Origin of the sequence: Cupriavidus sp. DF5525 (assembly GCF_040149425.2) — a bacterium.
Classification (GTDB): domain Bacteria; phylum Pseudomonadota; class Gammaproteobacteria; order Burkholderiales; family Burkholderiaceae; genus Cupriavidus; species Cupriavidus pickettii_A.
Genome location: NZ_CP168267.1, coordinates 607,409 through 631,908 on the forward strand (window position 1 = coordinate 607,409; position 24,500 = coordinate 631,908).

20 protein-coding genes are annotated in these 24,500 nt (G+C 62.7%); 11 read left to right on the top strand and 9 right to left on the bottom strand.

Annotated elements, in window-relative coordinates; genetic code table 11:
* The first annotated feature begins 849 nt into the window (after positions 1 to 849).
* Positions 850 to 1,290 (top strand): GNAT family N-acetyltransferase, encoded by a 441-nt coding sequence (locus ABNX08_RS37260; protein ID WP_349608273.1) that lies wholly within the window; start codon positions 850 to 852, stop codon positions 1,288 to 1,290.
* Positions 1,291 to 1,294: 4 nt separating this feature from the next.
* Here the strand turns inward: ABNX08_RS37260 and ABNX08_RS37265 are convergent, their stop codons facing one another.
* The gene (locus ABNX08_RS37265; protein ID WP_349608274.1) at positions 1,295 to 1,771 is read right to left on the bottom strand and encodes a hypothetical protein; all 477 of its coding nucleotides are present in this window, start codon (positions 1,769 to 1,771) and stop codon (positions 1,295 to 1,297) included.
* 728 nt (positions 1,772 to 2,499) lie between these two features.
* On the opposite strand from ABNX08_RS37265, the gene ABNX08_RS37270 reads away from it, so the two are divergent.
* The 8 genes from ABNX08_RS37270 to ABNX08_RS37305 all read left to right on the top strand — a co-directional run bounded on the left by ABNX08_RS37270 (position 2,500) and on the right by ABNX08_RS37305 (position 13,673).
* Positions 2,500 to 3,663, top strand: a complete 1,164-nt coding sequence (locus ABNX08_RS37270) for a porin (RefSeq protein ID WP_349608276.1) — start codon at positions 2,500 to 2,502, stop codon at positions 3,661 to 3,663.
* A 1,268-nt stretch (positions 3,664 to 4,931) separates the two neighbouring features.
* A complete protein-coding gene (locus ABNX08_RS37275) occupies positions 4,932 to 5,582 on the top strand; it encodes a response regulator transcription factor (RefSeq protein WP_349608278.1) in 651 nt (216 codons plus the stop codon).
* Positions 5,582 to 8,575, top strand: coding sequence for an ATP-binding protein (locus ABNX08_RS37280; protein ID WP_349608280.1), 2,994 nt, complete (start codon positions 5,582 to 5,584; stop codon positions 8,573 to 8,575). The genes ABNX08_RS37275 and ABNX08_RS37280 overlap by 1 nt, the downstream gene beginning before the upstream one ends.
* Positions 8,576 to 8,829: 254 nt before the next feature.
* On the top strand, positions 8,830 to 9,321 hold the full coding sequence (locus tag ABNX08_RS37285) for a glycine zipper family protein (protein ID WP_022540108.1): 492 nt from the start codon (positions 8,830 to 8,832) through the stop codon (positions 9,319 to 9,321).
* Positions 9,322 to 10,135: 814 nt separating this feature from the next.
* A complete protein-coding gene (locus ABNX08_RS37290; protein ID WP_022540109.1) occupies positions 10,136 to 10,561 on the top strand; it encodes a hypothetical protein in 426 nt (141 codons plus the stop codon).
* Between the two features lie 69 nt (positions 10,562 to 10,630).
* Complete coding sequence (locus ABNX08_RS37295; RefSeq protein ID WP_022540110.1) at positions 10,631 to 11,086, top strand: DUF3302 domain-containing protein; 456 nt, start codon at positions 10,631 to 10,633, stop codon at positions 11,084 to 11,086.
* Positions 11,087 to 12,265 (top strand): HlyD family secretion protein, encoded by a 1,179-nt coding sequence (locus ABNX08_RS37300; RefSeq protein ID WP_022540111.1) that lies wholly within the window; start codon positions 11,087 to 11,089, stop codon positions 12,263 to 12,265.
* Between the two features lie 10 nt (positions 12,266 to 12,275).
* A complete protein-coding gene (locus tag ABNX08_RS37305) occupies positions 12,276 to 13,673 on the top strand; it encodes an efflux transporter outer membrane subunit (RefSeq protein ID WP_022540112.1) in 1,398 nt (465 codons plus the stop codon).
* Positions 13,674 to 13,739: 66 nt separating this feature from the next.
* On the opposite strand, the gene ABNX08_RS37310 is transcribed toward ABNX08_RS37305, so the two are convergent.
* Positions 13,740 to 15,065 (bottom strand): TAXI family TRAP transporter solute-binding subunit, encoded by a 1,326-nt coding sequence (locus ABNX08_RS37310; RefSeq protein ID WP_041682290.1) that lies wholly within the window; start codon positions 15,063 to 15,065, stop codon positions 13,740 to 13,742.
* A 289-nt stretch (positions 15,066 to 15,354) separates the two neighbouring features.
* Here ABNX08_RS37310 and ABNX08_RS37315 point away from each other — a divergent pair, with 289 nt between their 5' ends.
* Complete coding sequence (locus ABNX08_RS37315; RefSeq protein WP_349608284.1) at positions 15,355 to 15,636, top strand: hypothetical protein; 282 nt, start codon at positions 15,355 to 15,357, stop codon at positions 15,634 to 15,636.
* On the opposite strand, the gene ABNX08_RS37320 is transcribed toward ABNX08_RS37315, so the two are convergent.
* From ABNX08_RS37320 to ABNX08_RS37350, 7 genes are all read right to left on the bottom strand, one after another.
* Positions 15,592 to 16,224, bottom strand: a complete 633-nt coding sequence (locus tag ABNX08_RS37320) for a UPF0149 family protein (protein WP_349608286.1) — start codon at positions 16,222 to 16,224, stop codon at positions 15,592 to 15,594. The two genes, ABNX08_RS37315 and ABNX08_RS37320, sit on opposite strands and share 45 nt — an antisense overlap.
* A 27-nt stretch (positions 16,225 to 16,251) precedes the next feature.
* Entirely contained in the window at positions 16,252 to 16,899 is a 648-nt protein-coding gene (locus ABNX08_RS37325) for a hypothetical protein (protein WP_349608288.1), read from the bottom strand.
* A gap of 142 nt (positions 16,900 to 17,041) precedes the next feature.
* The gene (locus ABNX08_RS37330) at positions 17,042 to 17,998 is read right to left on the bottom strand and encodes a hydroxymethylglutaryl-CoA lyase (protein ID WP_022540116.1); all 957 of its coding nucleotides are present in this window, start codon (positions 17,996 to 17,998) and stop codon (positions 17,042 to 17,044) included.
* Positions 17,999 to 18,065: 67 nt separating this feature from the next.
* On the bottom strand, positions 18,066 to 18,857 hold the full coding sequence (locus ABNX08_RS37335) for an enoyl-CoA hydratase/isomerase family protein (protein WP_022540117.1): 792 nt from the start codon (positions 18,855 to 18,857) through the stop codon (positions 18,066 to 18,068).
* 253 nt (positions 18,858 to 19,110) lie between these two features.
* Entirely contained in the window at positions 19,111 to 20,088 is a 978-nt protein-coding gene (locus tag ABNX08_RS37340; RefSeq protein WP_022540118.1) for a tripartite tricarboxylate transporter substrate binding protein, read from the bottom strand.
* A 29-nt stretch (positions 20,089 to 20,117) separates the two neighbouring features.
* Complete coding sequence (locus ABNX08_RS37345) at positions 20,118 to 22,262, bottom strand: 3-hydroxyacyl-CoA dehydrogenase NAD-binding domain-containing protein (protein WP_349608291.1); 2,145 nt, start codon at positions 22,260 to 22,262, stop codon at positions 20,118 to 20,120.
* Positions 22,263 to 22,327: 65 nt separating this feature from the next.
* Positions 22,328 to 23,539 (bottom strand): acetyl-CoA C-acetyltransferase, encoded by a 1,212-nt coding sequence (locus tag ABNX08_RS37350; RefSeq protein WP_022540120.1) that lies wholly within the window; start codon positions 23,537 to 23,539, stop codon positions 22,328 to 22,330.
* 89 nt (positions 23,540 to 23,628) lie between these two features.
* On the opposite strand from ABNX08_RS37350, the gene ABNX08_RS37355 reads away from it, so the two are divergent.
* Positions 23,629 to 24,459 (top strand): IclR family transcriptional regulator, encoded by an 831-nt coding sequence (locus ABNX08_RS37355; protein WP_022540121.1) that lies wholly within the window; start codon positions 23,629 to 23,631, stop codon positions 24,457 to 24,459.
* The last annotated feature ends 41 nt before the right edge of the window (positions 24,460 to 24,500 follow it).

A 24,500-nucleotide genomic window follows, 5' to 3' on the forward strand; every position in this document is an offset into this window, starting at 1 on the left:
CAAGGACGGATGACTTAATGTGACGCGATCCAGCTGCGAACATTTCGGCCCTTAGACTTCGCCAAGGGTCAACGCTTGATAGTACCGCAGCGCGCTTCACAGTCTATGGCGCGACCCATGGTCACCGCGTCCGCCAAGGACGCGCCTTGTTCAGCGGTTGGTTCTGACCTGGGGCTAGCTTACGCGGCCGACTCATGTCGCCCCCTTTCGGTCCGAAGTGGAGGAGGCGTTCCAGCGGCCAACCGGCCAAGATGGTTGTCGCTGGACAGGCCGTCCTGCTTGACGCCATCTAGTCCGGCCATTTGGCCGCCGACCCTGACGGCGGCGGTCAGCCGCCGTGCGGGCGTCTCGAAGAGTGTGAGTCGGCCGTGCCGTCCTGACCGACGACAACCTCGGACGCGTCATCAAGGCGCGATAACGTTGTGCTTACCGCATGCTTCTTGCGCTTCGAACTCTCGCATCCATGGCAGCACACTTTCTATGCATCGTCGAGGCAGCGCAACGATGTCAGCCTTGCTCCCAGGCGCTACACCCCCTTGCCGACACCTGAGTTCCTCGCCCGGGAGCTTGCGCAATCCGGAGTGGTCTGGGGTGACGCAAAATGCGAGTCAACACTCCGTCGGAGACCATGGCCGAACCGAGCCCAACGCCGCAGCGCCCGTGCTCTTTGTATCAAATCACTGCAGTGTGGAGGGAACAGCACGCCTGAGATGGGGTTGGCCCACCGCTTGGGTGATGACTTTTTCCATCATGTAGGTGCATAGTCTCGTCTTCCGATGTGCCTGCTCACGGCGCGTCGCCTGGCGAGCGACACAGTTGTGGCGAGGTACCATGATGTGAGAATCAATAATGATAGGAAGGACCCGCCTTCGTGCTGCAAAGACACAGGACCTGGAGGCAGTAGAACAAGTGTTGGCGGCATGCGGTCTGCCGCTGACCTTGTCCAGTGAAGCAACACCGCTTCACCATGTTGCAGTCGTAGGGGATAGCGTTGTTGGATGCGCCTATGGCGAACAGCACGGTCAAACGTTCGTCCTTCACACGGTCGCAGTGTTACCTGCCTATCGTGGACACCGTCTTGCTACTCACATTGTCAGCGTGCTTCTGATGAGAGCGCGCGCGAACGGCTGCACCAAGGCGACCGTCTTGACCAATGACCATCCAGGATTCTTCGCTCGGTACGGCTTCACGCTCGCCCCGGTCGACAGCATCGTGAGGGAGATGCAGTTGCCCAGGGACTTCCTTCGCAGGTTCGGCGCACGCACGCACTATATGTGCCGGCGGTTATGACAATCTAGCCCCGGTCCATCCAAAGCAAGTCAAGGACATGCGACTCCTTGTCACCGGTACGGGCGACGCTGGCGCGCTTTCGCAGGCTCTCGACAGCCTCGCGAACACGAAGCGCTTCGGAGCGGGGAACCTCACGTGCCCAGATGACTTCGCCACTGCGATACAACTGAACGGAGAATCGCGGCGCATCCCAGTCGTTCACCCAAGCAGAAAAAATGTGGTCGGGATTCCAGTGGTTGACCTTCTTCTTCGGATGCGACTCAATCTTATAGAAGATGTCTGCGGCTGGAACGACGCCGCTGATGTCGCGCCCTTCTCGATACCCGACTAGCTTGACCTGATTGCCAGCCACCGGGGTCAGTACGAGGCCGTGGAGCAGAAGGTGAGACTGGAAAAACAGCTGGTATCTACGTCGGAGATGCAGAACGACATAGGCGAGTACTCCTGTCAAGACGCCAGCAAGAATAGCTGTTCTTTCCATGTCTCCTCCCCACCGCGGACTTTGATGGCGGCTAACTGCCAGTCTAGTCGAACAACGTCGGGTCATCGACTCGTTGCTGAGCAGCCACATGCCACTTGCCCTTCGCGTCAATTGTCCTCCGACGCCGGCAAGGTCCATGCGCCATGGCGCTTTCCGGGCTTGGCACGCCGGCATCGGACTCACTTCTAATAAGCTCATGGTCAGGCAATCTCGAGTGGGAACGACGGCGGCACGTAGACGGCTTTGGTGCTGGACTGGCTTCCGCGCGCCGATAGGGGCTCTGCAGAGATAGCCTTATCTTGTTGCAGGCCGATTACACCAGCGTGAAGCCCATTTGAGCGGTGAGGATTTGCGTTCTTACAGGGTGAAACGTCGAACGGCGATACCGGCCGCAAGAGGGCCGAATATATAGAGCTGCGGCCCATCCTGTCACTGTCTGAACAAGCGAAACCCGGTGCAAACAGGACGCGTTCATATTGATTACCCCTAGTTCAGAGCATAGGTGAAGTTCGAGAACAGTTGGAGCCGGCTTTTGAGGGCGCTTGGCCGGCGACTGTCGCAATTGGCCGACACTGCTGAGCGATTCCGGTCGTCGGTTGCTGGCGCTGAACGGATTGCGCTCCTAAGCTCGAACAGGCTGCCCGGCAGCATTGCAAAGTCAGGCATACAAAGAATGAAGTTGTGGCTGGGACCACCCAAAGAAAAAAAGAGAACGAGAGGAGAACAGCATGTCACTGAAACGCATGGCCCTGGCGACTCTGCTGGGATGGCCGCTGGCAACCCTTGCGCAGTCAAGCGTCACGCTGTACGGCGTGATCGATGCCAACGTCGAATACGTCAACCACGCGGGCGTCGTGCCGACGGCCGCCAACGGATTCAACCCGGGACCGGGCAACGATGCCTACCGACTGACCTCCGGCGGACTTTCCGGCTCGCGCTGGGGCCTGCGCGGCAACGAGGACCTGGGCGGCGGCATTAAGGCTATCTTCGTGCTGGAAAGCGGCTTCGGCCTCGATACCGGCCTGTCGCAGCAAAGCGGTCGCCTGTTCGGCCGCCAGGCGTTCGTGGGCGTCCAGAGCGACCGCTTCGGCCAAGTCAGCCTGGGCCGGCAGTACACCTCGATGTTCGAGGCCTTGGCGAACTTCTCTCCAACCGGCTATGCCACGCAGTATGAGCCGGTCGTCATGCAGTCCGGCCCCAACTACCGCGAGGACAACACTATCAAGTACACCGGGAAGTTCGGGGGGCTGACGGCCCTCGCGCACTGGTCCTTCGGCGCCGGAGTGGCCCTGCCCGCCTCGGTAGGGTTCCCCATCCCGATCGGCGGCAATGGCGAAGTCCCGGGGCAGTTCCGACGCGACACCGCCTACGGCGGGGCACTGGCTTACACGTTCGGCCCGTTCGCTGCGACGGCCGGCTATGACCAGTGGAATCCCACCATCGGCACCGGCACCGGCACCATCAAGAAGGCCGTGGTAGGCGCCAGCTATGCGTTCGGCCCTGCCAAGATCATGGGCGGCTACCGCTGGGGCCAGAACAAGAACGCGGCCGATGTCCTGATCCAGCGCGATGACTTCTACTGGATCGGGGCCAACTACCAGGTCACACCGGCCATCGGGCTGACGCTGGAATACAACTACGATGACGTCAAGAGCCTGTTCGGCAATACCAACGTCGCCAATCCGTGGCAGGTCGCCTTCGTGGCCAACTATGCATTCTCCAAGCGCACCGACGTCTACCTGACCACGGCCTATGCCAAGAACGCCGGGTTGATGCTCGAATCGCTGGCGACCGTTTTTGCCAACAGCCTGTCGCTAGGTAACAGCTATGTCCTCGGCAACGGGCAGAGCAACATGTTCGGCGTCGCCATAGGCGTCCGGCACAAGTTCTAAGTGGGCCGGGAAGACCGGCGATAAGTACGTACGGGCCCGGCGGGATAGCCGGGTTTAGGTTGAAAGAGGGAAAACCGATCCACCATCGGCTTTGACCGCACACTCAATGCGTTGGAGCATTCAGGAGAGCCACATGATAATCCGAAGAACAGTCCTTTCTGTCTGCGTGGTGATAATGCTTTCGTCGGCATGCTCGACTACGCCCATAGCGGCGAGCAAGGCGGCACCAGCACCTTCAGAGAGACTTAGCGGATTGCAAACGCCGCCGTCCGGCGAGTTTGCGACGTTAGTCGTGACCCGGGATGAAGGCCTCTACGGCAGCGCTTGCGATACAGTCGTATCCGTTGACGGGAAAGAAGTGGGCCGACTCAGATCGGGTGAGGTAGCTCGATTCTACGCCAAGCCGGGGGCGATCATTCTTGGCGCTCAGACGTCGACAATGTGTCCTGGCGGGTTGAAGGAGAGGGAGGTAAAACTCACTCCAGCCTCGACGGTCCGTTATCGCATTTCGATCGATTCGAGCGGCGGCTTGGACCTGTCGCCGACTGCATTCTGACTGGTGAAGTCTCGCTACGCCACGCGGCCTCTGGAGCGACTGGGGATACTGCACGACGTTGCTTCGACCGCGGCCGGTCACGATCAAGGTGGTAGATGCGAAGCCATCAATAGCTAGCGCGAGAGGACACGAGCAGCCCGCAGCGCTAATACAACATCCCGTAAGTGGGTTTAATAATTATCGGGCTGTAAATACGGCTGCAGGAGTGTGACGACCACCTAGGCCAACCTGTCGAAACGGCAGCAACGGCGCTGACGCTGGGCGCGTTCGCTTTGCGCGGGCTGATGTCAGTGCCAGTGACATCAGCCGCGCCGTACGGACCAGGTTCGACATCCGTCCACTCATTTGTCGCCAGCTTTTCGTGACGAAGACGGTGGTCCAGGGAGGTCCGCGCCAAAGTCTGAAGCGTAGATTCGAGTGTCCCTCGTCGGGCGTTGGCGATGGACTGGGGGGAAAGGTGGCGTGAAGGGGAGGAGTGGGTCGCTAGCTGCTATCGCGGTCAGGCCGGCGAAGATTGGCTGGAGCCAACCCTCCTGCTGCGCTAACGGCGGCGCCCCGGCCTGCGTGGGACGATCAGCCAAGTATATGTCTCGCTTTGTCAAATGAAGGCGAGTGCCCCTTGGTAGAATCCGGTGCCCTATGCAGCCAGTTCCGCCGGCAGGTCACGCCGCCCAGATCCATCTAAGCGTGCCGCCGGTCTGAGTTAACGCGCATGCCGCCACCTATCATCTCCGTCGTTATCGCAGACGATCACCCGGTAATTCAGCTCGCAGTCAAGGCCACCTTGAGCGAGATTCCGAATGTCCGGATTTCCGCAACGTGCTCGTCAGGAAAAGAGCTCTTTTCGGCACTACAAACGCAACAACCTGACCTCATCGTCACGGATTTCACGATGGAGCGTTCCGAGGGCAATGAAGACGGCCTTCGACTGATCCACCGGCTCAGGCAGTCTTCCCCAAATACGCCGATCGTGGTCTTCACAATGTTGACCAATGGCGGACTGCTCACGCGCATCAAGGAGACGGGCGTAGAGGGAATCGTCGGGAAAAACGAGGAGCCGGGCATCCTGAGGCAAATCTGTGTCGATGCAATGACTGGTACTGGTCAGCGCCTGTCACCGGGCATAGCGGCCAGGATGTCAAGCACGGGGGCGTTGGTCAACGGCACGGCAAGCCCGCTGTCCCCGCGGGAGATCGAAGTTGTGCGGATGTTCGCGACTGGCAGCACTCTCACGGAAATCGCGGGATATCTCCATCGATCGCTCGCTACCGTCGCGACGCAGAAGCGCTCGGCAATGCGCAAGCTGAATATCACCAGTAATGCGGACCTTGTCACGTACGCACGCGACAACGGTCTTACCTGATGCAGGACGAACGCGAGCGCTCGCAGCAACCGCCACTACACGCCGACCACTCGGTTGAGCGGAATCTGCAGCGGGAGCGCCGTGTGTTCTCGATGGTGGTCCTGCTGCTGGGGCTGGTCGCCATCGCGATCGCTTCGGCAGCCATGCTTGCCCGCCTGAATGGATCCCTGCGTGCCCAGGAGCAGGTCGTGCGCCTGTACGAGCAAGGCGTAGTCGATGCAGTGCTCGAACGCCGCAGCACCCTGACGGCGACGAACTTGATCCTTGAGATGCGCAGCAATGGCAAAGTCCCCGTGGCGCAGCGCGGGCATGCCGGCAGTCTATGCACGCAGGTGTCTCCGTCCGCGCCTCCCGATCCCGTGTTGGAGCAGAGTTGCGACCAGGCTGTCCGGACGCTGACTGCCGCAAGCCAGAAGCCTTCGATCGAGATGATCTCGATTGCGAACGGGGCGACGTATCGGTATGAAGCGCCTGACGCATCGGGATCCGGCGTGGGTGCGACCCTTCCGCCGCTGTCGTCGTCAAGCATCACCACGATGATTCTTGAACGGTTCCAGAGCCGCGACATGGATCTCTTGCAGGCAGCACGGGAGAAGCGCGTCGTATGGCTGGGCATCCCGGCGAATGCGGCCGGAAGGAGTCCGGAGATGATTGGCGCATCGCTGGTCGCGAAAGGCGACGCACTCTACGCCATCGTCTTGACGCGGATCCCGCTGCAAGACTTGCTTCGGCCAGCTTGGCCGAACTTGTCGATCCCGGAGCCAATTGTCGTCGATCGCCTTGGCACGCCCCTGGTTGCTTCAGCTGAAGGGGCCAACGCACGGCGCCTGGACGCCAGACTGGAGAGACTTCCGGAGGGGCTGTTTCATTGGGTCCAGGACTATGGGTGGGCCCTTCGGCGCCCGCCGCTCGTTGCGGATTTCGGCCACCTTGTCTTCGCGCTGCCGCTAGGGCAGCAGTTCCGGGAAATGCGGGAGGAACTGCTTGTTACCGGCCTGATGACCGCTGCGCTTCTCGCCTTGCTGTTTGCGATGTATCGCTACTGGAACTATCGCTTCCTGACCGGCACCTATGCCGAGGCGGCACGCGCACAGCAGCTATTGCACGAAGCGAGACTCGCCAGCGAGGCTGCGGCCAAGGCCAAGGTGGCGTTATTTGCGTCGATGAGCCACGAGATACGGACGCCGCTTTCCTCGCTGCTGGGAAACATGGAACTCGTGGCCCTCGGTACGCTGGAGCCGGAGCAGCGGGCGCGGGTAAGCGCCATGCAGGTGTCGGCCGAAGGGTTGCTGCAGATCGTTAACGACGTGCTCGATTTTTCGAAGCTCGACGTGGGAGCGATGCGCCTGGCGGAGGAGCCCGTCGTCGTCACGGAACTCCTCGGTCGCATTGCGATCTCGCACGCGCCGCTTGCGGCGCGGCGTGGGCTGAGCTTCTTCGCGGTATATGGCAAGGAGATTCCGGCGCGGCTCAATCTTGACCCGGTGCGCCTGACCCAGATCATCAACAACCTGCTTGGCAACGCGTTCAAGTTCACCGAGGCGGGGAAGATTGTCCTGCGCGCGCAGTGGGTGGATGCAAACCTTGAGATCGTCATCACCGATACCGGCGTTGGCATACCGGAGGCGTACAAGGAACGGCTCTTCCAGCCATTCTCCCAGGTCGGCAACAATCGTCTCGCGCAGGCCGGCGGGACCGGGCTTGGACTGTCAATCTGCCTGCGACTGGTGGAGCGGATGAACGGACATATCACGCTGGACAGCGTACTAGGCGTTGGCACGCGCGTCACGTTTCGCCTGCCGCTCAGCACGCCGGGTGGGCACCAGACCCCGGCGCAATGGCGCTTGGCGCCGCACCGCGCGCTGGTCCTCTCCCGTGAGCCAGAGTGCCTCGAAGGAATGCTGAACCATTTCGACTGGGGATCATGCCAGCCATCTTCCCGGTCCAGCATCGACGAGCCCATTGACGGGGACAGATTCGACTGCCTGCTCGTGACCGAGTCCCTGGATCCGGCCCAAGTCATTGCGTGGTGGCGGAAGCCGGCCTCTATCATATGGCTCAAGCAACTGGGCCCGCTCGTCCCGACCGTACGGCCGGATGGCAGCCGGGAGGTGTCTGCCTATAGCCTGGCCGGTATCTATGCCGCTGCACAGGCGGTCCTCAAAATAGCTCCGGAGACTAAGCATGTCGACGAAGACCATGTCGGGGCTGCCATACACGATCAGTCTGCAGCTCCGTTCGCGGGCCTTTCCGTGTTGGTCGCGGAAGACAATCTGCTGAACAGGAAACTGCTGCGCGACCAGCTTCACCTGCTCGGTGCGAGCGTTATCGAAGCCGGCAACGGCAACGAGGCGTTGGCAGTGTTGTCGGAGCAGGGCGTGCATGCAGTGCTGACGGACGTGGACATGCCCGTAATGAATGGATTCGACCTGCTTCGTGAAATCAGGCGGAGCGGGCTAGAGATACCCGTCTATGGCGTAAGCGCGAGCGCGAGACCGAAGGATGTTACCGAGGGGCTGGCAAGCGGGTTTACCGGCTATCTCACGAAACCGGTGTCGCTGGCGACGCTGGCTTCGGTGCTCGATGCTGTTGCCGCGCGGGCCGACCCGCTACACACGGATGATGGGGCGGCGCCAGTGCTGCTAACCGATGACGATCTCCCTGAACTGCCGTCGGTCGCCGAAGAATACGCCGAAGCGTTCCTGGCGCAGACCATGGTGGACCTGGACGAATTCGAGGCGATCCGGGCAGCGCGAGACATCCGCCACCTGGAACGGCTGCTGCATCGTATCGCGGGGACGCTCGGGGTCGTCGGGCGCTCAGGACTGTCCGAACTCTGCGCTGACCTGCACAACCATGTGGCTGAAGCCAAACGCTGGGACGATGAGATCGAACTGCAGTCCGCCTTCATCATGCAAGGCCTGATGAGCGCATGCGAGCACGGGCGTGGTGAGAACCGGGCCGCCTGCGGTTCCCGTCCGCTGGCTTTCTAACTTCTATGATTGTGAACGCTCCTGCGCGCGGTCAGCATTGAGGGGACGGCTGGATGCCTGCTTAAGGCACCACTCGTCTTGGGTACTGCCCGCTTGCGAGGCCCTTGGTTTGCCCGCCTGTACGGCGGGCATTTTTTCTGTGCCCCGGCCGGGCGCTTCGGCTAGCGCTGATTGCCGCCACACCGAGGCGCGAATCCCTGCCACCGGGGAAAGATGGCGCAATGCCCCGGAATGGCACCTCCTCAGGAGAGTTCATGAGCAATCGTAGAAGTCTTGCTCTTGCCGCGTGCACGGCATTGGTTCTGATCTCGGGTGCGGCCAATACGGCGCAGGCTCAGGCCTTGCTGAAGCCCATTGCCTATCCGCTGAGAGGACAGTCGGCCTACCAGCAGGCCAACGACGATGGGGCCTGCTATGGCTGGGCCCGGCGGGAGACCGGCGTCGATCCGGCCCGAATAGCGAGCACGCCAGCGCCGGTCATCCTGCCTGGCGGCGAGAGGATACGGGGCGCAGCGGGTGGGGCGGCTGCCGGGGCAGTGGTGGGTGCGATCGGCGGTGACGCGGGCAGGGGAGCTGCTGCGGGCGCGGCGGTCGGCACGGTCGCTGGTGGCGTCGCCCATCGCCAGCACCGCCGGCAGGCTGCAGCCATCAGCGCACAGGCGCAGGCCAGCAACGACTGGGCCATGACGTCGTACTGGCAAGCCTGGCGTGCCTGCATGGCGGGCCGCGGTTATTCAGTACAGTAAGGATCACGGAAGGTGGACTGGGCTGGCGTCAGCCGGTCCACCCCGGGAAGCAACACGTCGGAGGCGTCCTAGAGAACGGCGCAGGCTTCTGCACTGGCGGTAACGGCAAGATCTACCCGCGCATCATTGCGCAAGACTACGCAGAGGAAGTTGCCGATGGGTTCGCCAGCGTGAGGATCTTCCCGCCACAGGTGTGGCAGGGGTGCCGTCGAAGCATGTAGCTCGCCCCGTTCGGACGCGGCATGGGATTCCGTGCCGGCTATGGCATCGCTCCAGGTTATCGCGATGGGCCCCTCCGGCTTGGTGCCAAGGAAGCAGAAAGAAGGCGCCGACAGCGAGCGCCCCGACGCGGGTCCGGTCTCGCAAGGGCCGGCGCGTAATGCCAGCACGTCATGATCGGTCTGATTGACAGTGACGATCTTTGTCCACGGCCAGGGCTCCTGGAACGGACTCCACGTCTCAGTGGTAGGGATTGCGCATCCGGAGATGGCGCTTGCTGTGGCAATGGCAATGACACATGCAGAAATCGAGGAAACAGCATTCATTGGATAGTCAATTCAGGTGAACCTGATATTCACCTGGGAGGGCATATGACGGCGCACAGGGTAAGCCGGCCTCGCCGTGGCGGCTATCAAAGGAATTCGAAATACCGGGCCACGCTTGGGGCGCATCCATTCGACGCGCCCTCACTTTCTAATTTCTTTGATAGCCCCGCCTGCGCCACCGGCATAAGGTGTGCACATTCACGTAGATGTGACTGGCCGCGCCGGTTTGCGTCGACGGTATCTGATCCACTTCGAAGGAAACTACAGGAATGATCAAGCACTGCCTTTCGGCTGTCTCGATAGCGGGCGCGGGCGCGCGCGGTCGTGGGGTGCCCAACCTTGTCATGGCCCTGCTGATTGCCGGCGCCGCGCAATCGTACGCGCAGATCCTGCCCGCTCACGGGCAGCGAGACACCGTCGCGCAGCCGGAAGCCTGCTCAGGTACCGGCGCCGGCCTGCAATCTGCGGCCTGCCGTGCCGCCAGCAATCCCGACCAGAGCAAGTACAACCTCCTGTACGCGGACGATGTGCCAGCCGGCAAAAGCGAACCGTCTTCCGGGCCGGTTTCAGACAGCCCGTGCCGGAGCTGCCCGACGGATGCACAATCCGGCTGGCAAGCCGGGCGCATGCCGGACAGCGCCGCCAGCAGCAGCCGCAGCGAATCGGCGGGTACTACCGCGACCAGCACACTGTAGTTCTCAACGCAGCCGAGTACCTGGCAAGTCAAACACCGGGCCCTGGTGCCCGATCTCTCTATTTCCCCGATGAAACTGCGTCAATATCTGCTGGCGGGCCTTGGCCTGCTGGTAATGCATGAACCAGCGTTCGCCTCCTTCCTCAGCGGAAAGGCCCTGGAGAGCGCCGCCAATGCCATCTCCTGGGTGGTGATGATATTCGTGCCGCTTGCAGCCATCTACCTGTTCTGGATGCTGCATATCTGGCCGGATAAGGTCGCCCACCGGAAGCAGCATCCGCAAAGGGAAGCCATCCATGCGCTATGCCTGCTTTCGCTCTTCTTCGGCGGACTGCTGTGGCCGATGGCCTGGCTCTGGGCACACACCAAGCCGGTGTTCTACCGGGCGGCCTATGGCACCGACAAGCTGCCGGAAGATGAAGCGGCGCGAGGCGCGGGACATGCCCCCATCGGCCGTCCCGGGAACGTCGCGTCCCTGCGGGCGCCGGCACGCGGAGCCACGTCCGGCGCAGGGGAGCAGAGCTGAATGGATGCGCTGCTGCTTGCAATCTACGCGCTGGCCGTCTGGCTGGTCTTCTTCAAGTTCAAATGGCTACCATGGAACACGACTTCCATGGTCGTTGTGGTCACGATTCCGGTGGTCGCCCTGACGCTGCTGGTCCTGACGCTGAACGTGGTGGCGCCTTCGTCCCATGATGTCAGGGTGGTTGGCAAGGTCCTCCAGGTGGTGCCGCAAGTGCGGGGGCGTATTGTCGAGCTTCCGGCCGAGGGTAACCGGCACTACAGCAAGGGCGATGTCCTGCTGCGCATCGACCCGACGCCGTATCAGGCCTCAGTCAAACAACTCGAGGGCAGGTTGATGGCGGACGATGCCGGGTTGGCTGAAGCGCAGGCAGCGGCGCGCCAACTCAGCGAATCCGTGCGCGGTGCGGCCGGCAAGGTTGCCACGGTGCAAGCCAAGCTGTCGCTCGCCCGCCAGCGCCTCAAGGAACATGAGGCCCTGCTTGCAGCAGGGGCCGGTTCGAAGTTCGACCGGGAAGATGCCCTGGCCCGGCAGCACGAGCTGGAAGGCGAACTGGTCAGTGCGCAAGCTGTCGAGGACGAGGCGCGGCAGAAGCTGTCGGCCAGGAGCCAGGGGGAATTCGCCGCCATCGCCACGGCGCGTGCCAAGCGTGCGGAAACTGAAGTCATGCTCGACAACGCCCGATGGGAACTTGGCCAAACCGAGTACCGGGCGCCCGCAGACGGCAAGGTCGTGAACCTACAGGTGCGCGTGGGCACGATGCTGGTCCCGTTTCCCTTCTCACCGGCATTCAGCTTCGTGGAGGATGAGCAGGAGGTGGTCGCCTTCTACAAGCAGAACGAGCTTTACAACGTCAAGGCGGGGGACGTTGCCGAGATCTACCTGCCGACGCATCCAGGTGAAATCATCAAGGCAAAGGTGGATTCGATCGTCTGGGCACAATCGCAAGGCCAGTTCGCGCAGGGCGGAATGATCCCGAACACTGGTGCCACGGAAGCAGTGCCGAACCGATTCGCGGTCAAGCTGGACCTGCGCGACGAATCGAAGGGCCAGATGCTTCCGGTCGGGGCAGTCGGCGCGGGTGCCATCTACACCACGCACATGAAGATGTTCCATATCGTTCGGATGGTCTTCCTGCGCGTCAGTTCCAAGCTGAACTATCTGGTATTCAAGCTCCACTAAAGGCAAGCCTGTGTCGTCATCTCTCAACAAGACCATTCCGGTACTGCTGGCGCTGCCGCTCGCCATGCTCTTTGGCTGCGCCCTGCAGGCGCCGCCGGATAGCGCCAGCCTTCGAGGCCAGGCCGTCCCGGCGCTTGAAGGGCAGCGCACCTGGGCAAACGCGGCCGAAGCAGGCGAGTCCGCGGGCGACTGGCTTGCAAGCTTTGACGATGCCGAGTTGCAGCGGCTGGCCCGGGAAGCGATCGCGCACAACGGCGATCTCAGGCTGGCAGCGGTGCGCGTCGAGCAGGCGCAGGCACTCGTTACCATGCAAAGCAGCGGCCTGTTACCGAGCGCGGGCGTGAAGGGCAGGGCCGGCCATTCGGAAACCCAGTTCCTCTCGATTGGTGCGAGCTGGGAGATCGATCTCTGGGGCCGCATCCGTGCACAGTCGCGCGCGGCAAAATCCCAGTACGCCGCTACCGCGGACGAATATCTCTGGGCGCAGCGCGTCGTCGCAGCCACCACTGCTAAAGCATGGTTCACGCTGATCCGGTCCGCAAAGCTGGAGGACCGGCAGCGGCAAGCCGTGGCCGTACAGGAGCAACTGGTGCAGATCAGCGAGCGGCGGGTTGCCATTGGTGCGGCACCGGATACTGAACCGGTGGAAGCGAAGAATGCGCTGCGCGCGCAGGTGGATTCGCTCCGGAAGGCCGAACTGGCCAGGAGCCAGGCCGCGCAAGCCCTGGAGCTGCTGCTGGGCCGCTACCCTGCCGGGGAAATCGGGGATAGTGTGGCGAAGCTCGAGCTGCCCGCCATGCCCGTAGCCCCGCAGGCAGGCCTGCCTGCAGACCTGCTCGATCGCCGCCCGGACTTAACGGCCGCGGCACACCGCGTCGCCGCGGCCTTCGACCTGAGGCAGTCCGCCGAGGCAGCGCGGCTGCCAAGCATTTCAATCAGCGCGGCCATTACTGGCATCCGCAGCGACGTGCTGCTGCTCAACCAGGCCGGCACTCCGATCAAGGGACTGAATGGCGCGATCTTCGCGCCGCTGTTCACGGGGGGAGAGCTCAAGGCCAGGGCGGACTACTACAGCGCCGAGCAGAAGGCCGCCATGATCGCCTATGGCAACAGTGCCCTGCAGGCACTGGGCGAGGTCGATGCGGGGTTGCGTGCTGAATCGAATCTTGCAGATCGCACCAGGCAACTGCAGGATCGGGTGAACGAGAGCCAGCTATTGGTACAGCGCGAGGAAGCACGCCTAAGCATTGGTGCTTTCGACCCGCGCGGCGTCCTGAAGGCTCGGCAGACACTGCTGGCTGCCGAGATGGATCTGATCAACGTGCGGGGCGATCATCTCAATCAGCGTATTGCGCTGCTGTTGGCGCTGGGGGGAGATTGGAGCGGGAGAACCAGGGAAAGCGCTTGAATGAGCCAGCGCCCTCGCATACGAATTCAGCCTTTTGCTCCGCGGATATCGCACCGGCACTTCTCACTATTGGTCCGGTATTCGGTCGCCGAGGGACGTCTTGACCTTCGCGGCTGCCTGGGAAATCCGGTCTCGGACGACGCCAATCGCCTGCTTGAGGGCGTAGACATCCTGGAAGTAGCGCTGCGGCAGCCGTATCTGGCTCGCGTGCGCGTCGATGTTCTCGATCTCGTCGCGCCATTGCGCCACCTGCTCTGTGGTCGGCTCGCCGTTTCTCCAGATTTCATCTTCCAGCGCCTTGATCTCGTGGTACCAGACTACAAGCCGCTTCTTGTACCGCGCCTCTATCATGCGCGGCAATGCCTGCAGCAAGCCGAGCAGCAAAGCCATGAAGGGCAGCAGGATCAGCAGGCGCCGTTCGATGAAGCTGGCGAGCCAGAAAGGGAGGTAGCGCTGCAGGAAGGGGCGTCCGGACTTGAAGTAGCGCGTGCTTTCGTCCGAGATCGGAAACTCGCTCGTATTCAGGTTGGGAAACGTGCCCAGCCGCGTGAAGTAGTCCTCGCCGCCATGGACGGACTTGGTTGCCTCCAACAACAGGTAGACCAGGGCAGGGTGGAGGGTGTCCTTGGAGACCAGCAGGCCCGTGGCGGCCAGCAGCGTGACATCCGCTTGCGGAAGATCCTTGGAGATACTGGTCGATGCGCGCGGGAATGTGAGCTTGGAAAGAGAGGGAAACCTCTGCACCAGGGCGTCGGCCTGAGCGAAATTCATCAGCTTCAGGTCGCTGTTCAGCAGCTTCTGCTGCATGTCGGCATCCGGCCTCCCGATGAAGAAGGCGGCGTCGAGCTGGCCACCGAGGAGGCGTTGATAGGCCTGGGTAGCGTCCATTTCCAGCAGCATGCTGTTGCTCGCGTTGACGCCACTATGGTTGAGCAATACGCGCGAGACATTCAGCAGGCCGCTGCCGGGTACGCCGATCGAGATCCGCTTGCCGCTTAGCTGTGCCAGCCGGTCGATCGTGGCCTTGCCACGATAGAACACCCAGATCGGTTCGTAGGCAACTGCGGAAATGGTCTGCAGGTGGTCGGCTTCCGTCGGGGTGGTGGTGCCTGACTGGATGAAGCCGACGTCGTATTCGCTGCCGGGATCCGTCAGCCTCGCATAATTCTCGACGGATCCGGCGGAGTTGCGGATATCAAGTGTGATGCCGTCGCGTTTGAGGAGAGGGGCATAGCGATCTGCAAAGCCGCGGTAGATGCCCTTGTCCGCGCCGGTTGTGATTACGATGGTGCGCTGGATAGCGGGTTCGAGGACGACCTCCACTCCCCAGCCCAAGGCAGCGACCAGCATGATGGCGCCAGTGATCACAAGCCGCCGGCGCCCCGGTGTCATGGGCGCCTTCTGGCTGCGTCGGAGCGCTGGGTTGGGCCTGGGCATTGCTTGGCTCCCTTGTCAGGTTTCTTCTATGCCGTATGGCTTGGGCGCCATACGATATCAGATTGTCCTGTAGCGAAGCTGGCGATTGCGCCAGCAGGCGGGGCAACGCCGCGTTCCGTAACGCCAATGCGCGACGGTACCTGGCGCCACCGTACCAGAGTTCCGGTGCTCACTCATTTTCCCTCGCTGCCCCGCGGTACCGTGATCTATGCTAATCACATCGAAGAACCGGCCGGAGTTCGAAATGGCGAAACTGCGCTGGCTGGCAACTGTGCCGGCAGTGACCGCACCGGCGGTCTATACGGTGACGGGGGCCAACAGCGTCGACAATGTCCAGGCCCTGTTGACCATCGAAGTGGCTGCCCTGGCGGTGCCGCCGGCTGGCCTCGCCTATGTGGATCCGCTTCCTGAATACATTATCGGTGTGCCGATCGTGTACAACGAGCCCGTGTTGGTCGTACGAGCGTTACGCGGGCTCGTCTCATTCCACGCGATTTGCGGACCACTGCACAGCATTGCGAGATGAGCCTGTACGAGCTCGTGCCTGTCGATACGGCTCGAAGTAGCGGTAGACATGGGTGAGCCCAGCGATTATCAATTCCAGCAACGCTTCGCGCTTCTCGGGAGGGATAGGTGGTGGTCGCATCTGGGGATCCGGATCATGTTCGTAGTGCAGGATCATGATCGCTAGCATCGAGCCACAGTGATTCTCGTCATGGATCAGGTGATTCCAGCTTCCCGAGCGCATTTGTACGCCACGCATGAACCCGTGTGCCCAATCGTTGCCGGGCGCGACACCATCATCCCGTTCGATCAAGATCGGCAGATATACGTTCTGCTCCTTCAGAGTACTGTGCAATTCCGCGGCGATCGCGTTCCAGTGACGCATCAGCAGGCTACGGATGTCTGAGACCTGCTCATCAGTGTTGAAAGAAGACTCCGCACCGCACACCTCAGGCAAGTACTCGCACGGCAGCACCATGTCGGGCCCGCAAATCAATGCTGTGAAGTAGCCGTCGAGCATTTCGATGTTCATCGCGCCGATGGTGTCGAGCAATGCGGCAAGGTGAGCGAGCTCGTCAAATGAGAGAGGCTGGCTGGATCTCGGATTCATCAGAACTGGCTCCATGATTGCATGCCATCACTGAATGCGATCGCTGCTGGATCGGATGTGCCACGGGCTGAAATTCCTGTTCTGTCCGACCAGCGCTGTCAGCGTTGCCAGCGTGACGCCGAAGGACTCATATACGGCCTCTTCAAGAAGATGCAGATAGTTGAAGCCGTATTCGTCCGAGAGACGATTGTCGACTTTTGGCAGCTTCGGAAGATCCACCAGGAACCTGCAGAGGCGGGTTGAGCGGACGGTATCCCGCATGCATTCCCCTTCAGAGAACAACAGACGTGACACGTCACCTGTAGACAGGCGCAGCATCGACGCAAACTCATGTCGTGTCCAGTTTCGACCTGGCTGGATGAAGACGCATCGGGCGAGAAAGTGAGTCAGCGCTTTCCTGTCCTGTCGCGCTGAACCTTCCATGCTGGCAATTTCGAAAGTCGGACTTGCACATACCTGGCTGTTGCCAGTCACCGGGTTCGCAAGGTCATTCCCAACTTGGACTTGAACACGTACGCTGGCATTTGCCGAAAGATGCAAGTCAAACCGGGTGAGCGATGGCAATATCGTCTGTCGGCCAGGCCGCAGTGTTCTTGACACCGATCGGTCGTTGCACCAAGCTATTTGCCGCTCCAGGTCGACGGAGACCGTATAGGGAAAGGAAAGCTGGCGCAAGACAACGTCCCTATATTGGTAAGCAGAGAGGACAACGCAGCCATCAGGAAGACTTGAGATCTTGCTGCTTTCTGTATCGTCGAAACCACTGCAAGAAGTTCCTGGTGGCCCCATGCCGGTGCGACAATGCCGGTTCATGGGCTCAGCCGGAGGTGCCGAAAAGGTTGGCACGTTTGGCCAATAGAGCGCTTCCGACACGCGATAGGTTTGGTCGTCCCAATGCTTCGGATATGAACGCTCCTGCTTCCACAATTGCGTCGAGACTGATGCCGGTTTCGATTCCCAGCCCGTGCAGGAGATAAAGCAAGTCCTCGGTGGCGACATTACCCGTTGCACCGGCGGCATAGGGGCAGCCGCCGAGCCCGGCGACGGAGGAATGAAATGTACTGACGCCGACCTCAAGGCTGGCGAGAATGTTTGCCAGTGCCTGGCCATACGTGTCATGGAAATGACCCGCGAGGCCATCCAACCGGAACGCGCTGGCGGCCGCGTCCATAACTTCCTGGACTCGCCCTGGCGTACCGACGCCAATGGTGTCGGCAATGTCGATTTCATCGCAGCCCAGGTCTGCGAAGCGAGCCACTACGTCCCGAACGGCATCGATGCGAACGTCCCCCTGGTATGGGCAACCCAAGGCGCAAGAGACACTCGCTCGCAGTCGCACGCCGGCTGCTTTTGCCGCGATGGCTACCGGCGCAAAGCGCCGGATGGATTCCTCGATCGAGCAGTTGATGTTCCGATTTGAGAAAGCCTCGCTGGCAGCGCCGAAGATGACGACCTCTTCGGCGCCGGCCAGCATCGCGCTTTCAAAGCCCTTCATATTTGGCGTGAGAGCGGAGTACGTCGTGCCTGGAACACGGTCGATGGTATGCATGACCTCATGTCCGTCTGCCATCTGAGGGACCCATTTCGGAGAGACGAAGGATGCGCTTTCGATGGCGGTCAGTCCGCTACGTCCAAGGCGGTTGATGAGATCAACCTTGATGCTGGCGGGTACATACTGACGTTCATTCTGCAGGCCATCCCGTGGCCCGACCTCGACGACTTTGACGTGTGTTGGAAAGCCGGCAGGGATGCGTGGGGAAGTGGAGCGTTGCATGGATACGCTACGTTATGGAAGCAGAGAGTTGCCCGGCGGAGTTCGTGCTCGCCGCCGAGGGGCTGATTTAAGCGGCCGCGAACCAGGACGGCTTGCGTTTTTCGAGGAAGGCGCTCACACCTTCGCGACCCTCTGTGCTGGAACGGACCGCTGCGATCAATTCCGCGGTTTCGTTGATGAGATTGAGGCTCATGGGCCGGCCAGCGATATTCTGGACCAGACGCTTGCTTTCGCGCACCGCGGCGGGGCTGTTTGCGGCCAGCGTCTTCGCGATCTCGGCAACCTTCGCATCCAGCGCATCAGGTGCGACCATCTCGTGCACGAATCCGAGTCGGAGCGCCTGCGACGCATCGAACCGCTCGGCAGTGACGAAGTATCGGCGCGCCGCCTGCTCGCCCATTGCACGGACCACATATGGCCCGATGGTGGCGGGTATCAGGCCGATTCGCGCTTCGGAAAGGCAGAAATTTGCATGATTCGCCGCAATCGCGATGTCGCAGGCGGCGACCAGCCCCATTCCGCCCGCATAGGTGTCACCCTGGACCGCCGCGATGACTGGCTTCTGGAAAGTCCAGATCGTATGGAGCATGCTGGCAAGTTTCTTGGCATCGTCGAAGTTCTCTTCGCGAGAGTAGCCTGCCATCTTCTTCATCCAGTTCAGGTCGGCGCCTGCGCAAAAGGCAGTGCCACTGGCAGCAAGCACAACGGCACGAATGTCCTCGGCTTCCGACAGGGCGTTGAACACGCTGGTCAGTTCGGAAATCAGGATGTCGTTGAAAGCATTGCGAACGTCGGGTCGATTTAACGTTACCCGTGCAATGTGCTCATCGCGGGCCAGGGAAAGGGTTGTATAGCTCATCGTTCTTTCAAGCCGAATGCCGCCATGCAGCTACGCCATCCATCGATGGATCGAATTAAAGAGGATCGCGTCGCGGGAGGTGCTGCGCCGAAGGTGTATGAGGATCGGAGATAGAGGGGGTAAGTCTTGCGCGCCATTTGGCAGGCGGGCGTTGCATCAGGTTGGAACGATCAAGGCTGAGCTCCGTGCGAGACAGAACCCAGCGCGCAGACGCTTCAGGCAAGACTTGAGGTCAGCTTACTTGCAGGCCCACTCAATTCACCCGGATCTTGGCTTGCTCCACCAGCTTGCCGAAGCGCACGTATTCGCTGCGCATCTTCTGCATGGTGGCATCACCATCCAGATAGCTGGCCTGCACGCCCAGGTTGGCGAACTGGCGCTTCACCTCCGGATCGTCCATCAGCTTGCGCACCGCGTTGCTCAGCACAGTGCGCGCGGCGGGCGGCGTGGCTGCCGGCGCGAACAGGCCTACCCAGGCCATCACGTCGGCCGACGGATAGCCCGCTTCGGTGATGCCGGGCACCTGTGGCAGGTCGGGCAGGCGGCTCGACGACGTGACCGCCAGCGCGCGCAGTTGGCCAGACTTCACGCGCTGCACCGAGCCGATGGCCGTGTCGAAGGCAAACGTGACTTCGCCGGACAGCAACGCCTGTACGCACTGAGCGCCGCTCTTGTAGGGCACTTCGACAATGTCAGTGCCGGCGGCGACCTTGATCGCCTCGCCGGACAGCTGTGCGGTGCTGCCCACCCCGAACGATGCGTAGCTGATCTTGCCCGGCGACTTGCGCGCGGCCTGCACCACATCGGCCACCGTCTTGTACGGCGACTGCGGGGCGACCAGGATCAGGTTCGGAAACGACGCCAGCGTGCCGATTGCCGCGAAGCTGCGCAGCGGGTCGTACTGCACGTTCGACATCACCTGCGGGCTAATGGTGAAGGCCGCATTAGAGCCGAGGAACAGCGTGTAGCCGTCGGCTTCGGCCCGCGCCACGGCAGTGGCGCCGATCGTGGTGCCGCCGCCGGGGCGGTTTTCCACCACCACCGGCTGGCCCAGTGCGGCGTGCAGCTTCGGTCCCAGCATGCGCGCCATCAGGTCGATGGTGCCGCCGGCGGCGTAGGGCACTACCAGCCGGATCGGCCGGCTCGGGTAGTCCGCGGCAAGGGCGGAGCCGGCGGCGCCGGCGAAAGATGCTGCAACAAGGACAGTGGCGAGCGTCTTAGTGGGTTGCATGGTTGTCTCCTTTCAATGTTCTAGTGAGGTCAGAACTGTTCGCCGCGGGCTGCCTTGTCCTTCAGCAGTCGTGGCGGCGCGAAGCGCTCGCCATAGTGTTCGGCCAGGTACGTGGCGCGTGCCACGGCCTTGTCCAGCCCGTACTGGTTGAGGAACTGGAACACGCCACCCGTCCAGCGCGGAAAGCCGATGCCAAGCACCGAGCCGATGTCGCCGTCGCCCGCACTGTCGAGCACGCCTTCCTCCAGGATGCGCACCGATTCCAGCGCCATGGAGAACAGAAGCCGGTCCTGCTTGTCATGCGGCGGGAACTGCTCGTCGGGGTGCAGGAAATGGCGCGCCAGTCCGCTCCAGAACACCTTGCCGCCCTCAACCGGGTAGTCGTAGAAGCCGCCGCCGGCCACGCGACCCTTGCGGCCGAATTCGTCGAGCATGCGCTCCATCACTGCGTCTGCCGGGTGCGCAGGAAGGGGCCGGCCTTCGGCTGCATGCGCTGCGAGCGTCTCAAGCCTGTTGTTGTAGGAGAGGCTCAGACTGACTTCGTCCAGCACCGCGAGCGGTCCCACGGGAAAACCGGCAAACGCGGCCGCTGCCTCGATTGCGGCCGGGTCCTGGCCTTCACCCAGCATTGCCACGCCCTCGCGCGTGAAGGTGCTGAACACACGGCTGGTGAAGAAGCCCCGGCTGTCGTTGACGACGATCGGGGTCTTGCCGAGCTGCATGACGAAGTCCAGCGCGTGGGCCAGCGTCTCCTTTGACGTGCGCTCGCCCTTGATCACCTCCACCAGCTGCATGCGGTGCACCGGCGAAAAGAAATGCAGGCCGATGAAGCGGTCCGGGCGCCCGGACGCCTCGGCCAGGCCCGTGATCGGCAGCGTGGACGTGTTCGATGCCCAGAACGCCTGGTCGGCCAACAGCGGCTCCGCAGACCGCGTGATCTCGGCCTTCAGCGCAGGGTTCTCGGGCACGGCTTCAATGACCAGGTCGACGTGGGACAGGTCTTCAAAGCGCTCCACCGGGCGGATGCGCTCCACGATCTCGCGGCGGCGGGCGGCATCGATCTCGCCCTTCTCTTCGCGCTTGGCGAGCAGCTTGTCGGCGGCATCGCGCGCGCCGGCGGCCTGCGCCAGGGTCGCGTCCTTGACCCACACGTCGATGCCGCGTGTTGCGGCCACGTAGGCAATGCCCTTACCCATCATGCCCGCGCCCAGCACGGCCAGCGTGCCAATCTTGCCCTTGGGGACGCCCTGCGGGCGCTGCGCGCCCGACTTGATCTCGTTGGCGCGGAACCAGAAGGTGCGCAGGATGTTCTTCGATACCTTTCCGGTAACGAGTTGGATGAAGTAGCGCGTCTCGATGCGGCTGGCGGTATCGAAGTCCACTTGCATGCCTTCGACCGAGGCGCACAGGATGGCTTCAGGCGCGGGGTAACAGCCCTTGGTCTTGGCTCGCACGGTGGCGGCGGCGGTAGAGATCCAGCGCTTCGTGCCGTCCGCATCCGTCCAGCCGCCCGGCGGCACATAACCCTTGGCGTCCCAGGGCTGGGCGCTCGCAGGATGGCCGATGATCCAGGCGCTCGCTGCGTCAAGCAGCGCTTGCCGCGAATCGGCCAGCGCGTGGACCAGGCCGGCCTTGACGGCCTCGGCGGGCGACATCAGCTTGCAGTCCTGGAGGTACGGCTGGCTCGCGGCCAGGCCGAGCAGGCGGGTGAGGCGCACCACGCCGCCGGCGCCCGGCATCAGGCCGAGCGTGGCTTCGGGCAGGCCGAACTGGACCTTGGGCTTGTTCAGCGCGATGCGATGGTGGCAGGCCAGCGCGATCTCGAAGCCACCGCCCAGCGCGGTGCCGTTGAGCGCGGCCACCACCGGCTTGCCTAGCGTTTCGAGCCGGCGCAGGGTGTTCTTGCCGCGCTCAGTCGCATCGAACAGCCCCTGCGCGTCGGCGGGCTGCATCTTGTAGAGGCGGTTCAGGTCGCCGCCGGCGAAGAAGGTTTCCTTGGCGGACGTCAGGATGACGCCGGCGATATCGTCTTTCTCCGCTTCCAGGCGGGTCACCATGTCGGCAAAGCATTGCCGCATGGCGTCGGACATGGTGTTGACGCTTTGTTCCGGCGCGTCGAAGGTTAGGGTGACGATGCCGTCGGCGGACTTGTGGTACTGGATTGGGGCTTGCATCTTGGGGTCTCCGGCAGGGCGGGCTGATAGCGCCGCGTGTGTGGTTCTGGATCTCTCAGGGGGGCTCAGAGGCGTTCAATGACCGTGGCCACGCCCATGCCACCGGCCACGCACAGCGTGGCCACGCCGTAGCGCTGCTGCCGGCGTTCCAGTTCATCGAGCAGGGTGCCGACGATGATCGCGCCGGTAGCGCCGATCGGATGGCCCATGGCGATGGAACCGCCATTGACGTTGATCTTCTGCAGCGGCACCCCGAGTGTCTTGACAAAATGCAGCGGCACCGCGGCAAAGGCTTCATTGACCTCGAACAGGTCGATCTGGTCGGCATGCAGGCCGGCCTTGGCCAGCGCCTTCTGCGTGGCCGGCACCGGGCCGGTCAGCATCAGCGTGGCTTCCACCGACGCCAGGCCCGTGCCCAGGATGCGCGCGCGCGGGCGCAGGCCAAGCTCCTGCCCGATGCGCTCGCTGCCGATCAGCACCAGGCCGGCACCATCGACGATCCCCGAGGAATTGCCGGCGGTGTGCACGGCATCGATATGGTCGAGTTCCGGATAGCGCTGGCGGGCCACCAGGGCGTTGGCTGCGCCAGCTGGGCCGCCAAAGGCCGGCTTGAGCGACGCCAGCGAGGCCGAGGTGGTTTCTTCGCGAATGTATTCGTCGTGGTCCAGCACCAACAGCCCGCTGGCATCGCGCATCGGTACCAGCGAGCGCGCAAAATGCCCCTCGCGCCGGGCCGCGGCGGCGAGCGCCTGCGAGCGCAGCGCGTACTCGTCCAGCTGTTTGCGGCAAAAGCCATGCAGCGCGGCGACCATGTCGGCGCTGAACCCCTGCGGCACATAGGCGATCCTCAGGCTGGTGGCCGGGTCGTAGATCCAGGCCCCGCCGGAGGCGCCGAGGCCCAGGCGCGACATCGACTCCACGCCGCCGGCGGCGATCAGGTCATGCCAGCCAGAGCGAATCTTCTCCGCGGCGATATTGATGGCTTCCAGGCCGGCGCCGCAGAAGCGCTGCAGTGCCATGCCGGGCACCTGGGTCCAGCCGCGCGGCGCGCTCAGGGCAGCGATGCGGGGCAGGCAGGAGCCCTGGTCGCCGACGGCCGAGCTGATGCCCATGATGAGATCATCCACGCGCGCTGGATCCAGATCGTGGCGCTGGCGCAGCGCCTCCAGCAATGTGACGACAAGATCAATCGGCTTAACCTCATACAGCGCGCCAGCGCCGGGCTTACCTTTCCCGCGCGGGGTGCGCACTGCGTCAAAGATGAATGCGTCGGTCATCATGTCTCCTAAAAAAGTGAGATGAGTGTCTCGAAAATAGTTGCGTAAGTCAAATCGTTTGCCCATAATTTATGTAACGGAGGTTAATAATGAAACGTGAATCTCAATTTCAAGAGCTCCAGTCCGAGTTGCAGGCCGAAAGTGGCGCAACTGCCGCAGGCAGTGCGCTGGCGCGCGGCATTCAGATCCTCCAGGCCTTCACCACCGCAACGCCGGAGCTGAACGCCCGCGACCTGATGGCTGCCACCGGCCTGCCGAGGCCGACGCTGTTCCGCCTGGCCTCTACGCTGTGCGAGGCCGGACTGCTGCGCTACGACGAACTGACCGGCCGTTTTCAGCCGGCGCCGGGGCTGGCGCGCCTGGCATCGCCGCTGCTGGCGCGGGTGCGTATCCGCCAGTTGGCTTTCGGCCCCATGCAGGCACTGGCCGACCGTGTGCGGGGCCAGGTCTCGCTGGGGCTGGGCGCGGGCCTGGACCTGGTCTTTATCGAACTGGCCCAGGCCAAGGAATGCGAGACCGTGCGGCCGGCGATGGGCAGCCATATCTCGCTGTCGCGCACGGCAAAGGGGCGTGCTTACCTTGCGGCACTGCCGCCGGAGCAACGGGAGCGCTATGTCGAGGCGATGCGCGCCAGCGATCCCGAGCACGGCGCTTGGCTGGCCGATCGCATGTCGGAAGCGCGCCAGAACCTGGCCGAACGCGGCTTCTGCATCAGCCACGGCGACCTGCATCACCAGCTCGATGCCGTCGCCGTGCCGGTGCGGTCCAACGTGCCGGACGAGATCTACGTGTTCGCCTGCACCGTGCCGAGCTTTGAATTGCGGCCGGGCCAGCTGGAGGAGGAGGTAGGTCCGCGCCTGGCCACGATGGTGCGCAGCATTGAGGCCGCGCTTGGCATTCCCGCCGCCAGCTATGGCTGAGCTGGCTGTGGCGGGTTGACGTAACGGAGATCCGGGCCCGC